This is a genomic window from Defluviimonas aquaemixtae (assembly GCF_900302475.1).
Lineage (GTDB): Bacteria > Pseudomonadota > Alphaproteobacteria > Rhodobacterales > Rhodobacteraceae > Albidovulum > Albidovulum aquaemixtae.
In genome coordinates this window covers 427,635-441,002 of record NZ_OMOQ01000001.1, presented here as the reverse complement: position 1 = coordinate 441,002, position 13,368 = coordinate 427,635, and the positions used below count along the sequence as shown (strand labels likewise).

General features: G+C 65.0%; 11 protein-coding genes. 9 read left to right on the top strand and 2 right to left on the bottom strand.

What is annotated here, in order from left to right; genetic code table 11:
• Nucleotides 1-81: 81 nt before the first annotated feature.
• The gene (locus DEA8626_RS02180) at nt 82-903 is read right to left on the bottom strand and encodes a DUF6544 family protein (RefSeq protein ID WP_108851422.1); all 822 of its coding nucleotides are present in this window, start codon (nt 901-903) and stop codon (nt 82-84) included.
• A 274-nt stretch (nt 904-1,177) separates the two neighbouring features.
• On the opposite strand from DEA8626_RS02180, the gene xdhA reads away from it, so the two are divergent.
• From xdhA to DEA8626_RS02140, 8 genes are all read left to right on the top strand, one after another.
• Nucleotides 1,178-2,542, top strand: a complete 1,365-nt coding sequence (xdhA, locus tag DEA8626_RS02175) for a xanthine dehydrogenase small subunit (RefSeq protein WP_108851421.1) — start codon at nt 1,178-1,180, stop codon at nt 2,540-2,542.
• A complete protein-coding gene (gene xdhB, locus DEA8626_RS02170; RefSeq protein ID WP_108851420.1) occupies nt 2,539-4,947 on the top strand; it encodes a xanthine dehydrogenase molybdopterin binding subunit in 2,409 nt (802 codons plus the stop codon). Before xdhA ends, xdhB begins: the two co-directional genes overlap by 4 nt.
• On the top strand, nt 4,944-5,897 hold the full coding sequence (gene xdhC / locus DEA8626_RS02165; RefSeq protein ID WP_108851419.1) for a xanthine dehydrogenase accessory protein XdhC: 954 nt from the start codon (nt 4,944-4,946) through the stop codon (nt 5,895-5,897). The genes xdhB and xdhC overlap by 4 nt, the downstream gene beginning before the upstream one ends.
• Nucleotides 5,894-7,432 carry an ABC transporter ATP-binding protein gene (locus DEA8626_RS02160; protein ID WP_108851418.1) on the top strand — a complete coding sequence of 513 codons (1,539 nt, stop codon included), beginning with the start codon at nt 5,894-5,896 and terminating at the stop codon, nt 7,430-7,432. Before xdhC ends, DEA8626_RS02160 begins: the two co-directional genes overlap by 4 nt.
• Complete coding sequence (locus tag DEA8626_RS02155) at nt 7,419-8,510, top strand: ABC transporter permease (protein ID WP_108851417.1); 1,092 nt, start codon at nt 7,419-7,421, stop codon at nt 8,508-8,510. The genes DEA8626_RS02160 and DEA8626_RS02155 overlap by 14 nt, the downstream gene beginning before the upstream one ends.
• Complete coding sequence (locus DEA8626_RS02150; RefSeq protein ID WP_108851416.1) at nt 8,510-9,442, top strand: ABC transporter permease; 933 nt, start codon at nt 8,510-8,512, stop codon at nt 9,440-9,442. The genes DEA8626_RS02155 and DEA8626_RS02150 overlap by 1 nt, the downstream gene beginning before the upstream one ends.
• Nucleotides 9,443-9,487: 45 nt before the next feature.
• Nucleotides 9,488-10,576, top strand: coding sequence for a BMP family ABC transporter substrate-binding protein (locus DEA8626_RS02145; RefSeq protein ID WP_108851415.1), 1,089 nt, complete (start codon nt 9,488-9,490; stop codon nt 10,574-10,576).
• Nucleotides 10,577-11,002: 426 nt separating this feature from the next.
• Nucleotides 11,003-11,887, top strand: a complete 885-nt coding sequence (locus tag DEA8626_RS02140; RefSeq protein ID WP_108851414.1) for a LysR family transcriptional regulator — start codon at nt 11,003-11,005, stop codon at nt 11,885-11,887.
• A 158-nt stretch (nt 11,888-12,045) separates the two neighbouring features.
• Here the strand turns inward: DEA8626_RS02140 and DEA8626_RS02135 are convergent, their stop codons facing one another.
• Nucleotides 12,046-12,927, bottom strand: a complete 882-nt coding sequence (locus tag DEA8626_RS02135) for a cation diffusion facilitator family transporter (RefSeq protein ID WP_108851413.1) — start codon at nt 12,925-12,927, stop codon at nt 12,046-12,048.
• Nucleotides 12,928-13,106: 179 nt separating this feature from the next.
• Here DEA8626_RS02135 and DEA8626_RS21225 point away from each other — a divergent pair, with 179 nt between their 5' ends.
• The gene (locus DEA8626_RS21225) at nt 13,107-13,313 is read left to right on the top strand and encodes a hypothetical protein (protein ID WP_219929153.1); all 207 of its coding nucleotides are present in this window, start codon (nt 13,107-13,109) and stop codon (nt 13,311-13,313) included.
• Nucleotides 13,314-13,368: the final 55 nt, after the last annotated feature.

Sequence of the window (13,368 nt, the reverse complement as noted above, 5' to 3'; positions counted from 1 at the left end):
GTCACCGGAAGCGCCCTTTTTGACCGCAGGAGAAAGGCTCGCCAAGCATGGCGGGGATAGCTCGTGTCGCCATCTCCGGCGTCACTCCGTGAGGTGATACTCGGTGAGGCGGCAGCGGAAATAGGGCTCATAGCCCGATGGGTAGACATAGCCGACTTCGCCCACTGCCGGCAGGCGGCGAGGTCCGATCTGGCGATAGTCCGAAAAGCGGCCGCGCCACATGTAGTCCGCCTTCGTGCCGGAAGCGTCGCGCGCAGGCCGGCCCTTGGCCGCCATCGCTACGATATCGCCTTCGGCGTTGAAGCGGAACGAAACCCGCGCGGGCCCTGATTGCGTCTTCAGCCGGACCTCGACCGTGTCCGCGCCGGTCACCCGCCAAGCAAGCTCGGGATTGCCGAGGATCGCGTCCGGAAGCCAGGGCAACTCGGCAAGGTAGCGATAGGCTTCGGCAAGGTCGATGTCGTCGCCCTCGGCCCGCGCCGCCGGGATGGCCCCGAGTATGCGCGCTTCGAGCCGGCCCTTGGTGCCGACGTAGCTGTCGAGCACCCTGAACCTGGTGAACGGCCCCCAATCCTGCCGCGCGTCCCAGACGAAACCGGCGCGGCCGAGGGACGAAACCTGCCACGCGGCGAACTTCGCGAACGGGCCGCCCTGCTTCACCCGAAGCTCGCCTTCCTGATTGAAACTGGCCACGCGCAGCTTGGCGCCGGGCTCCGCGCCGGCCTTTCGCGCATAGTCGGCGACGAGCGGAGGAAGCGAGGCTTCGAGGTTCCTTGTGGTCGGGCTGTCGCGCAGCCGCGCGACCAGGGCCAGTATCCGGGTGCGAAACATGCGCGCTGCCGCGAAGACGGCTGCGACAAGAAACAGCGCACAAAGTACCACTATCGCGAACGCTGTCTGCATCCCACCCCATTGATGCCGAGAACCGAACCCTTGCCCCCGAGTTTATCAAGCGGCGCGCGCAAAGCCAGATGCAGCGACACTTATAGGCGGGCTTTTGACGATTATCAGGCAAACCAAGAAGCTGCTTATCGGTTCTGCGCGAAAGTAATGCTTGCCTTGGAGCGCGCATCGGCGCTTCATGACGGCAGGGAGACCGGCGCGCATTTCCGCTTTACGCCGCATCGGGCGGGTGCGCTACAAGGCCGGAGGGAAGAGAAGGCGGCGGGTTCATCCGATGAACGACATAGCGTTTCTACTGAACGGAACGCCAGTGACTGCGTCGGGCGAGTGCCCGACCCGGACGCTTCTCGACTGGCTGCGCGAAACACGCGGACTTACTGGCACCAAGGAAGGCTGCAACGAAGGCGACTGCGGGGCCTGCACGGTGATGGTTACCGACGAGACGGGCAGCCGTGCGCTGAACGCCTGCATCCTTTTCCTCCCGCAGCTTCACGGGCGCGCGGTGCGCACCGTCGAGGGGCTGACAGGCCCCAAGGGAGAGATCCATCCGGTCCAGCAATCGATGGTCGAGCATCACGGCAGCCAGTGCGGCTTCTGCACACCGGGTTTTGTCGTGTCGATGGCGGTCGCGCACAAGAATGGCGCGACCGATCACGACGACCAGCTCGCCGGCAATCTTTGCCGCTGCACCGGCTACGCGCCGATCATTCGCGCGGCCGAGGCTGCCGCCAAGGCGCCTGTGCCGGCCTGGGTTGAGGACGAGCCTGCGCTTTCGGGTGGCCATGCGCCGTTCGCGCCCGCGACGGCGGATGAACTGGCCGACTGGTACGCGGCCCATCCCGATGCGGTGCTGGTCGCCGGCGCGACGGATGTCGGGCTGTGGGTGACGAAGCAGCTTCGCGAACTGCCCGAGGTTGCGTTCCTTCATGCCTGCCGGGACCTGCAGAAGATCGAGAAGGCCAAGGACGGCTGGCGCGTCGGCGCGGGGGTGACGATCGCGGCGCTGCGCTCTGCGACGGAGAAGTCGCACCCCGCCTTCGCCGAGCTTATGCGCCGCTTCGCGTCGGAACAGATAAGAGGCGCCGCGACAGTGGGCGGCAATATCGCCAACGGCTCGCCGATCGGCGACGCGCCGCCCGCGCTGATCGCCATGGGGGCGCTGCTGCATCTGAGGAAGGGGGCGGAGCGGCGCGAAATCGCGCTGGAGGATTTCTTTCTCGACTACGGCAAGCAGGACCGTGCAAGGGGCGAGTTCGTCGAGGCCGTGACGATGCCGGCCACGGCTCCGGAGCTCGCCTGCTACAAGCTGTCCAAACGCTTCGACCAGGACATTTCGGCCGTCTGTGGATGCTTCAATATCGCTCTGGACGGCCAGAAAGTCGCCGCCGCGCGGATCGCGTTCGGCGGCATGGCGGGCATTCCGAAGCGCGCCGCCGCCGTCGAGGCCGCGCTGACGGGCAAGGCGTGGTCGCTCGAGACAGTCGAAGGCGCCCTGCCCGCCTTCACCGAGGACTTTACCCCGATGACCGACATGCGCGGCTCGGCCGGCTACCGGCTGGAGAGCGCGCAGAACATGCTCTTGCGCTATTATCACGAGCGGTCGGGAGCCGCCGTTTCGGTGCTGGAGGTGCAGCCATGAGCCACGCGAAACCCATTCCACACGATTCCGGACTGCTGCATGTCACCGGCGGGGCACGCTATATCGACGATGTCGCCTTGCCAGCCAACACGCTGCACCTCGCCTTCGGCCTGTCGGCCGTCGCGCATGGGGAGATCGCAGCCATGGACCTGTCCGATGTCCGCGCCGCGCCGGGCGTCGTGGCGGTCTGGACCGCGGACGATCTGCCCTTCGCCAATGACGTCTCGCCCTCGATCCATGACGAACCGCTTCTGGCGACGGGGACGGTGCACTATGTCGGCCAGCAGATCTTCCTTGTGATCGCCGAGAGCCACCTGGCCGCGCGCAAGGCCGCACGGATGGGCAAGATCGAATACAGGGAGCTTCCGGCGCACCTGACGGTCGATGAAGCGATGACGGCGGACAGCCGCTTCGAGGGCGGACCGGTCGTCTGGACCAAGGGCGACGCGGCCAAGGCCATCGCGGATGCCCCGCGCGTGATCGAGGGCCGCTTCGAAATGGGCGGACAGGAGCATTTCTATCTGGAGGGTCAGGCGGCGCTCGCGCTGCCCGCCGAGGGTGGCGTTGTCGTCCAGTCCTCGACCCAGCACCCGACCGAAATTCAGCACAAGGTGGCCGAGGCCATCGGTCTGCCGATGCATGCGGTCCGCGTCGAGTGCCGCCGCATGGGCGGGGGGTTCGGCGGCAAGGAGAGCCAGGGCAACGCGTTGGCGGTGTCGTGCGCTCTCGTGGCGCGGCTTCTCGGGAGACCCGCGAAGATGCGCTACGACCGCGACGACGACATGACCATCACCGGCAAGCGCCACGATTTCCGCATCGAATACCGTGCGGGCGTCACGGAAGAGGGCCGCATCCTCGGCATCGAGTTCCGGCAACTTGCACGCTGCGGCTGGAGTCAGGACCTGTCGCTGCCGGTCGCCGACCGGGCGATGCTGCATGCCGACAACGCCTATCATCTGGAGCATGTGCGGATCGAAAGCCACCGGCTGAAGACCAACACCCAGTCCGCGACCGCCTATCGCGGGTTCGGCGGGCCGCAGGGGATGCTCGGGATCGAGCGGGCGATCGATCACATCGCCTATGTGCTCGGCAAGGACGCGCTCGAGCTGCGCAAGCTCAACTTCTACGCCGAAGCGACCGAGCGCGTCGCGCCCGCGCCAGAGCCGGGGCATGAGTCCCTGCCCGACGACCCCACGGTCGATCTCGCATCGCGCGGGTCGGAAGCGATGATCCGCTCGGACGCGAAGATGCCGAAGGCCGACGGGTTCCAGACGACGCCCTATCACATGCCGGTCGAGGACTTCATCCTGAATGGGCTCGTCGCGAAGCTCGAAGAGACGAGCGAGTTTGCCCGGCGCAGGGCGGCGATCAGTGCGTGGAACAAGGACAACCCGATCCTGAAGAAAGGAATCGCGCTGACGCCGGTTAAGTTCGGGATCTCGTTCACGCTGACCCATCTCAATCAGGCCGGCGCGCTCGTTCATGTCTATTCCGACGGCTCGATCCACCTAAATCACGGCGGGACCGAGATGGGCCAGGGGCTGTTCCGAAAGGTGAGCCAGGTCGCGGCGGCGTCCTTCGGCGTCGATGTCTCTGACGTAGCGATCACGGCGACGGATACGGGCAAGGTGCCCAACACCTCGGCCACGGCGGCGTCGTCGGGGTCGGACCTGAACGGAATGGCAGTGAAGGCGGCCTGCGACACGATCCGCGCGCGGATGGCGGAGTATCTGGCCCACGAGCACCAGACGGAGCCTGCGAAGGTACGGTTCGAGGACGGCAAGGTCATCGTCGGCGGCGACGAGATGAGCTTCGCCGAGGCGGCGGCGCGTTGCTACATGGGGCGGGTAAGCCTCTCGTCGACTGGGTTCTACGCGACGCCCAAAGTCAACTGGGACCGCAAGGCGGGGCGCGGCCGGCCGTTCTACTACTTCGCCTATGGCGCGGCGGTCTCGGAGGTCGTGATCGACACGCTGACCGGCGAGAACCGGATCCTCAGGACGGATATCCTGCACGATTGCGGGGCGAGCCTGAACCCGGCCATCGACATCGGCCAGATCGAGGGCGGCTTCGTGCAGGGCGCGGGCTGGCTGACGACCGAGGAGCTTATCTGGGACGGCAAGGGGCGGCTCATGACGCACGCGCCCTCGACCTACAAGATCCCGGCCTGCTCCGACCGGCCGCGCATCTTCAACGTGACGCTCTGGGACGGGCAGAACCGGGAGGAGACGATCTACCGCTCGAAGGCGGTGGGCGAGCCGCCCTTCATGCTCGGGATCTCGGTCTTCTCGGCGCTCGCCAATGCCTGTGCCGCCTGCGGGGCGTACTATCCCGACCTTCAGGCGCCCGCGACGGCCGAAGCAGTGCTGGCGGCAGTGAAGCGGGCAAGGGGGATAGGACGATGAGCTTCGAACGTGGCGCACTGGTGCAGGCCGTGGCCGTTCATGGCGCGGTCGTACGCGTCGTCGTGGCGGAGGTCATGGGATCGGCTCCGCGCGAGGTGGGCGCAGCGATGATCGTCTGGGCCGGGGGTCAGGAGGGCACGATCGGCGGCGGAGCGCTGGAATACGAGGCGACGGCGCGGGCGCGGAAGATGCTCGCCGACGGCACGGGCGACCGGCTGGACCGGATGCCTCTTGGCCCCGCGCTGCAACAGTGCTGCGGCGGCGCGGTCGTTCTTCTGTCGGAGGTCTGGGATAACGCCCGGCTTGAGAGCTTGGCGGACGGCACGGTCGTCGTGCGGCCGCTCCCGGGGACGGCGGGCGAGATGCCTCTCGCGGTGCGGCGCATCCTGAACCGGGCGCGCGGCGAAGGATTCCGGCCCGTCGCACGCATCGCGCAGGGCTGGATGGTTGAGCCGGCGACGGTGCCTGATCGCGAAATCTGGATCTGGGGCGCAGGCCATGTCGGCCGGGCGCTGGTCGAGGTGCTGGGACCCCTGCCGGGGCTGCGGCTCACCTGGATCGACACGGATGAAAGCCGGTTTCCGGACGTGCCCGAGGGCGTCGTGCAGCGGGTCGCCGCCAACCCGGCCGATCTGGCGGTGGAGGCTCCGGTCAACGCAGAACATCTGGTTCTGACCTTCTCGCACGCCTTCGACCTGGAGATTTGCCACCGGCTGCTCCGCCACGGCTTCAGGAGCCTCGGCCTCATCGGATCGGCGACGAAGAAGGCGCGGTTCCGGTCACGGCTTGCTGCGCTCGGGCATCCGGAAGAGCAGATCGCGCGTATCCGCTGTCCGATTGGCGATCCGGGCTTTGGAAAGCATCCACAGGCGATTGCGGTCGGCGTGGCCGCCGCGCTTCTTAAAGAAAGAACCGCCAGCCAGACACAGAACAAGGAGCGCGCGGGATGACGAGGGAACCGCTTCTGAGCATCGAGGGGATAAGCAAGTCCTATCCCGGAGTTAAGGCGAACGACGACGTATCGTTCAAGATCGGCGTGGGCGAGGTCCATGCGCTTCTCGGCGAGAACGGTGCGGGCAAGTCCACGCTCGTGAAGATGATCTATGGCCTCGTGAAGCCTGATGGGGGGCGGATGACCTTCCGCCGCGAGAATTACGCGCCGTCCGAGCCGCGCGAGGCACGGTCGCTGGGCGTCGCGATGGTGTTCCAGCATTTCAGCCTGTTCGACGCCCTGAACGTGGCCGAGAACGTGGCCTTGGGCATGGACAACCCGCCGCCTATGCGGGAACTCGCCGGCCGCATCCGCGAGGTGTCGGAAAGCTACGGCCTGCCCCTCGACCCGTCGCGGCTCGTCGGCGACCTGTCGGCTGGCGAACGGCAGCGGGTCGAGATCGTGCGCTGTCTCTTGCAGGACCCCAAGCTTCTGATCATGGACGAGCCGACGAGCGTTTTGACGCCGCAGGAGGTCAACATCCTATTCGAGACGCTCAGGAAGCTCGCCGCCGAAGGCACGTCGATCCTTTATATCAGCCATAAGCTCGAGGAGATCAAAGCGCTCTGCGACGAGGCGACGATCCTGAGGCGCGGCAAGGTCGTGGGGACCTGCACGCCGAGGGACGTCTCGGCCCGCGAAATGGCCGAGATGATGGTCGGCGCGACACTGAACGCACCCGAACGGGCGGCGGCGGAACCGGGTCCGGTGGCGCTGAAGGTGACAGACCTCTCGGTCGCGAGCCCGAGCGCGTTCGGCACGAGCCTCAAGGATGTGGGCTTCGAGGTCAGGCAGGGCGAGGTCCTGGGAATCGGCGGCGTTGCGGGCAACGGGCAAGACGAACTTCTGCTCGCGCTTTCGGGCGAACTGCGGACGGCATCGGACACGGTCCAGATTCACGGTAGGGGCATTGGCCATCTTGGCCCGAACGAGCGGCGCCGAGACGGTGTCTGCGCGGCGCCGGAAGAGCGGCTGGGTCATGCCGCTGCACCGGACATGTCACTGATGGAAAACGCGCTTCTGTCGGCTGCGGTGCGCAAACACCTGACAACGAGGGGCTTCATTGATTGGGCGGGAACGCGCAGCTATGCCGAGGACGTTGTCAAGACCTTCGACGTCCGCACGCCGGGCATCGGCACGGCGGCGCGGGCACTGTCGGGCGGCAACCTTCAGAAATTCGTCCTCGGCCGCGAGATCATGCAGGAGCCGGAGGTGATCGTCGTCAACCAGCCCACCTGGGGCGTGGACGCGGCGGCGGCGGCCTTCATCCGGCAGGCGCTCCTGAACCGCGCCGGCGCGGGTGCGGCGGTCGTGGTGATCAGCCAGGACATCGATGAGATCATGGAGATCGCCGACCGCTTCGCGGCCTTGAACGAAGGGCGGCTGTCCGAGCCGGTGTCAACCCAAGGCCTCACCATCGACCAGATCGGCCTGATGCTCGGCGGAGCGCACGGCATGCACGAAGCGGAGGTGCTCCACCATGCTCATCCTTGAAAAGCGCCCGACCCCGTCGAAGTTCTGGGCCTGGGGAACGCCGTTCCTTGCCGTGATCCTGACGATGATCGCGGGCGGGCTGATGTTCGCGCTTCTGGGCAAGAATCCGGTCGAGGCGATCCGCACGATCTTCTGGGATCCCTTGTTCAACGAGCAGTTCGCCGCCTACTCGCGGCCGCAGCTTCTGGTGAAGGCGGGGCCCTTGATCCTGATCGCCATCGGCCTGTCGCTGGGCTTCCGGGCGGGCATCTGGAATATCGGCGCCGAGGGCCAGTACATCATGGGCGCGATCTTCGGCGCCGGTGTCGGCCTCGCGTTCTACCCGTTGGATGCCTTCTATATCTTTCCCCTGATGGTTATCGCAGGAGCCCTGGGCGGGCTTCTATGGGCGATGATCCCGGCGATCCTGAAGACGCAGTTCAACACCAACGAGATCCTCGTCTCGCTGCTTCTAGTCTATGTCGCTGAGAATATCCTCGCCTCAATGTCGCTTGGCCTCTTGCGCAACCCCGAGGGCGGCGGGTTCCCAGGATCGCGCAATCTCAGCCAATACAATGCGGCGGCCAATCACGAGCTGATTGCCGGGACCGGCATGCATTGGGGCGTCGTCGCGGCGTTCATCGCCGTGATCGCGTCCTACATCTTGCTGCAACGCCATATCCTCGGCTTCCAGATCAAGCTTGCGGGACAGGCGCCCCGTGCGGCGCGCTTTGCCGGCGTCAGCCCCAACAAGCTCGTCGTCCTTTGCATGGCGATTTCGGGCGGGCTCGCCGGGCTTGCTGGGATGTTCGAGGTGTCCGGACCTGCGGGGCAGGTCTCCATCGACTTCAACGTCGGCTACGGCTTCACGGCGATCATCGTGGCCTTCCTCGGGCGGCTCAATCCGATCGGCATCCTCTTGGCCGGCCTGCTGATGGCGCTCACCTATATCGGCGGCGAGCTGGCGCAATTCATGCTCGGCCTGCCATCGGCGGCGATCCAGGCTTTCCAGGGGATGCTCCTGTTCTTCCTGCTCGCGGTGGACCTCCTCTCGAACTACCGCTTCCGTTTCATGCTCTTCGCGAAGGAGGCCCGCTGATGGATCTCTACGGCATTACACCGTCGGTTCTCATCGCCTCGCTCATGGTGGCGTCGGTGCCGATCATGCTGGCTGCGATCGGGGAACTGGTGGTGGAAAAGGCGGGCGTCCTGAACCTCGGGGTCGAGGGGATGATGATCATGGGCGCGATCTGTGGCTTCGCGACGGCTGTGGAAACCGGCAGCCCCTTCCTCGGCTTCCTCGGCGGGGCGCTGGGAGCGGCGGCGCTGAGCCTGATCTTCGTGCTGCTCACCCAGCTCTTCCTCGCCAACCAGGTGGCGACCGGCCTTGCGCTGACGCTCTTCGGGTTGGGGCTGTCGAGCCTCATCGGGCAGGGCTACGTAGGCATCAAGCCGCCCGCGACGGGCGCGGTGCCGATGGGGCCGCTCGCCGATATCCCATTCGCAGGCCGAGTGCTCTTCAGCCACGACTGGATGGTTTATGGCTCCATCGCCATCGTCGCAGGCGTCTGGGCGGTTCTAAGATACACACGCGCGGGATTGATTCTGCGCGCAGTCGGCGAAAGCCACCACGCGGCCCACGCGCTTGGCTACAAGGTTATCCGCATCCGCGTGTTCGCCATCCTCTTCGGCGGCGCCATGGCGGGCCTGGGCGGCGCGTATGTTAGTCTCGTCCGCGTGCCGCAGTGGACCGACGGAATCACCGCCGGAGCGGGCTGGATCGCGCTTGCCATCGTCGTCTTCGCAAGCTGGAAGCCTTGGCGGGTTCTGATCGGTGCCTATTTGTTCGGTGGAATCACCGTCCTGCAGCTCAATCTTCAGGCTGCGGGGGCGCGCATTCCGGTCGAGTACTTGTCGATGTCGCCCTATCTGATAACCATCCTCGTGCTGGTCATCATGTCCTCTGGCCGCGGTCGTGCCTCGCTCAACGCGCCCGCCAGTCTTGGCCAGAACTTCCATGCCTCGCATTGAGGCCAAACCACCGGGGCCAAAGCCCCGACCAACCGGGAGAGTAACATGAAAAGAAGAACCCTGCTCGCGACCGCCGCGATGGGCCTCGCGCTCGCCTTCGGCGGCACCGCCGAGGCGCAGATGGAGAAGGTCAAGGCCTGCTTCGTCTATGTCGGGCCGATCGGCGACGGCGGCTGGACCTTCCAGCACCATGAGGGGCTCAAGGCCGTTCAGGAAGCCTACGGCGACAAGGTCGAGACGGCGTTCCAGGAAAACGTGCCGGAAGGCGCGGACGCCGAACGGGTGCTGACCCAGATGGCGCTATCGGGCTGCAACATCATCTTCACGACCTCGTTCGGCTACATGGATCCGACGAACGCCGTCGCAGCCAAATTTCCGAACGTGATGTTCGAGCACGCGACCGGCTACAAGCGCGACCACCCGAACGTCTCGACCTACAACGCGCGCTTCTACGAAGGCCGCGCGGTGCAGGGCACGATCGCGGGGCGGATGACCAAGTCGAACAAGATCGGCTACATCGCGTCCTTCCCGATCCCCGAGGTCATCATGGGGATCAACTCGTACTACATCCACGCGAAGAAGGTGAACCCGGACGTCCAGCTTTCGGTGATCTGGGCCTACACATGGTTCGACCCGGCGAAAGAGGCAGACGCGGCCAAGGCAATGATCGAACAGGGCGTCGACGTGATCGCCTCGCACACCGACTCGACGGCGCCCCTGGCCGAGGCGGCCAAGAAGAACGGCGCCGTGATAGGTTTCGGCCAAGCCTCCGACATGGCCGAGTACAAGCCGACCCCGCGCGTTTCGTCGATCATCGACAACTGGGCACCATACTACGTCAAGCGCGTCGGCGCACTGCTGGACGGCAGCTACGAACAGGTCGACGCCTGGGAAGGCATCTCCGGCGGCGAGGTCGAGATCGGCGAGATCACCGAGGCGGTGCCCGCCGAGGTCAAGGCCGAGGCGGAGGCGATGCGCGACGCAATCGCCGACGGCTCCTATCACCCGTTCGCCGGGCCCTTGAACAAGCAGGACGGCTCGGCCTGGCTTGCCGAGGGCGAGACCGCGCCGGACGGCGATCTTCTGGGCATGAACTTCTATGTCGAGGGGATTTCTGGCGACATCCCCCAGTAGTGCGCTGCGGCGGCATGCGACATCGAAAGCCCCGCTTCGGCGGGGCTTTCTCGTCAGGCCACCTGATCGGGTGGGACGGTTTGCGGTGCAAAGCGGACTCAGCGGCTGAATGGACGTTTGCATTCTCGTGCAATTGATAGCCGCGCTTCAGCAAAGTGTCCGATCGCGCGGCGCTGGCTTCAATTGGCATGTGCGCCGCGAGGTAAGTGTCAACCACCAGGAAATGATCCACCGGCGGATTGGGCGCGGCTTCGGGGTCAGCCGTGCTGCACCGCGTTCAGCCTCCGTCCACGATTGCAGGTGCTGGGCGCTGTATTTCAGAAGGTTGGTGTCGAACGGTGCCAACATGGTCTCTCTCCTTTCTAGCAGGATGAGCCACGGCCGACGCTGCTGGTATCATGTAAGAAATTGTGCTGTTCTACAAAAATGAAGACCGAGTTCTGGAATTGGTCGGACGTGCGTGTGTTTCTGGCAGTGCTCAGGCAAGGCTCGACGCTGGCGGCTTCACGCAAGCTGGGTATTGCGCAGCCAACGGTGGCGCGGCGCATCGAAGCATTGGAGCATCAGACCGGTCTCACACTGTTCGACCGAGATACGCGGGGCTTTAGGCCAACGGAAAATGCGCGCAGCCTGTCCCCGCTGGCTGAGGTCATTGAGGAGGCCGCAAGAAACTTTGCCATCAAAACCCGAGAACTGGCTGAACAACGGCCCATTCGCATAACTGCGCCGGGGTACTTTTCCGACCGGGCAATGGAGATATTCACCGAATTCAGCACGTTGCATCCCGAGATCGCAATTGAGTTTGTTCACAGCATAAAGTTATTGAATCTGGCCGAGGGCGAGGCCGATATCGCATTTCGCGTGAGCGCGAGCGAACCGGACGAGTCACTTGTCTGCCGGAAAATCGGCACTGAACATTTCGCTTTGTACGGGGGGCAAAGTTATGCCGATCAGTTCGGGTTGCCGAAATCTCTGGACAACCTGCGCGGCCACCGCTTTGTCACCTTCAAGCGCAATGACGTACCTGACGTCCTGCACAACTGGCTGCATCAACACGTGTTGCCTGATCAGATTGTTGCGACTTTCAGCGAAATAGACCTGATGTATTCATCTATCAAAGCCGGAAACGGATTGGGCCTTGTTCACGCAAGATGGGCTGACACTCAGGACACGCTCTTGCGCTGTTTCGGCAACATCGAAGAATTGTCCAGGCCAGTCACGATGTTGATCGCACCAGATGCCTACCGACGCCAGGAGGTAAAGGCGTTCACCAAATTCTTTGCGCCACGTTACGCAGCAATATTCAGATAGCCGGCATCCGGGCTACCAAATAATTTCAGGCGACCCACAATTTGCAGTCTCGAATTGTCTGTTTTGGGCTCGAAGCCGTCATCGGCCCCTCTAGCCAATACCAACGCTCACGCTCGCCATGGAACCCAGCGCCCGACCGTATCGCGCCGCGGGCGGCATCAGCTTTCGTCCGCCACGTCCTTGTGCACGATTACGTCGCAATGCGCATAGGTCTCGATGATCTTCCGCCTCAGCCCCGCGCCGATCGCATGCGCCTCGCGCAGACTCTGGTCGCCGTCGAGCTCGATATGGATGTTCACGAAGACCCGGTGCCCAGCCATCCGGGTCTTGAGGTCGTGATAGCCCCGCACGCCGGGCCAGGCGCGCGCGAGCGCTCCGATGGCCTCGATCAGTGCGGGATCGGCGCGCCGGTCCATCAGCGCGTCCCAGGCACCCTTGCCGATCCTGAGCGCTCCGATGACCAGCAACACCGCGGCACCCAGGGCCACGACGCTGTCGACCTGGCCTATGCCGAAGCGCGACGACGCCCAGAGCGCAAGGATCGCCCCCACCGCGGGGACGAGGTCGGACATGTAGTGCAGCGAATCCGCCGCCACGACACGGTTACGCGTGCGCCGCGCCACCCGCCGTTGCCAGAGCACAAGCGCAAAGGTGAGCACGATCGAGACCGCCATGATGGCGATGCCCCTGCCCTCCGCCGCGAGAGCCGGCGGCGCGTCGGCAAGAAGCCGGCGCACGGCCGACACCCCGATGACAGCGCCGGAGATCAAGATGAAGACCGACTGCGCGAGTGCGGCGAGGTCCTCGACCGAACTGTGGCCGAAGGCGTGGTCCTCGTCCGCGGGCCGCGCCGCGTAGAGAATCGCGGTGAGCCCGCCGAGCGACATCATCAGGTCGAGCGCGCTGTCGGCGAGCGAGGCTGCGACCGAAAGCGACGAGGTTGCTCCGAGTGCCCAGAGCTTCAGGACGACGAGCGTAACCGCCACCGTCACCGAGGCGACGCCCGCCGAGATGTTGAGGGATAGCTCTTGCCGCCCCATGAGACCTACCCGAATACGATGCGGTCGCCTTCTAGCAGCGGAGCCGGAGGCCTGCAAACGGCTCGACGCTCACTTGGCGACGCGTGACTGACCCAGGATCCTGCCACGCGGATGGCTCGAACGGGTCGGGCCAGTATTCTACTAGCTCGAATATGAGACCACTCGCGGTGCGGTGAAAAGTGACCGCCCCATCGGAGACGGTGACATCGCTCGTCGCCTCGCTCTCACCATTGAAAATTCGATACACCGTGAACGACCAATGGCCCGCCGCCGGAAAGGCCGCGTCGTTCAACGCGGCGAAGTTGGCGCGTGCGATGATGACCTCGCCCGACTTAGGCCGGAACATGCAGATGGTTTCGGCCGGCCAGCGCGCCGATTGGGGATAGTCGTTGCTGCCTATGTCATGCCAGAGGGCGTGGCGATCCCGGCCGATTTTGTGGG

Excerpts from the sequence above, each read along its gene's own strand:
- DEA8626_RS02180 (WP_108851422.1), bottom strand. The coding sequence starts at position 903 with ATGCAGACAGCGTTCGCGATAGTGGTACTTTGTGCGCTGTTTCTTGTC.
- xdhA (WP_108851421.1), top strand. The coding sequence starts at position 1,178 with ATGAACGACATAGCGTTTCTACTGAACGGAACGCCAGTGACTGCGTCG.
- xdhB (WP_108851420.1), top strand. The coding sequence starts at position 2,539 with ATGAGCCACGCGAAACCCATTCCACACGATTCCGGACTGCTGCATGTC.
- xdhC (WP_108851419.1), top strand. The coding sequence starts at position 4,944 with ATGAGCTTCGAACGTGGCGCACTGGTGCAGGCCGTGGCCGTTCATGGC.
- DEA8626_RS02160 (WP_108851418.1), top strand. The coding sequence starts at position 5,894 with ATGACGAGGGAACCGCTTCTGAGCATCGAGGGGATAAGCAAGTCCTAT.
- DEA8626_RS02155 (WP_108851417.1), top strand. The coding sequence starts at position 7,419 with ATGCTCATCCTTGAAAAGCGCCCGACCCCGTCGAAGTTCTGGGCCTGG.
- DEA8626_RS02150 (WP_108851416.1), top strand. The coding sequence starts at position 8,510 with ATGGATCTCTACGGCATTACACCGTCGGTTCTCATCGCCTCGCTCATG.
- DEA8626_RS02145 (WP_108851415.1), top strand. The coding sequence starts at position 9,488 with ATGAAAAGAAGAACCCTGCTCGCGACCGCCGCGATGGGCCTCGCGCTC.
- DEA8626_RS02140 (WP_108851414.1), top strand. The coding sequence starts at position 11,003 with ATGAAGACCGAGTTCTGGAATTGGTCGGACGTGCGTGTGTTTCTGGCA.
- DEA8626_RS02135 (WP_108851413.1), bottom strand. The coding sequence starts at position 12,927 with ATGGGGCGGCAAGAGCTATCCCTCAACATCTCGGCGGGCGTCGCCTCG.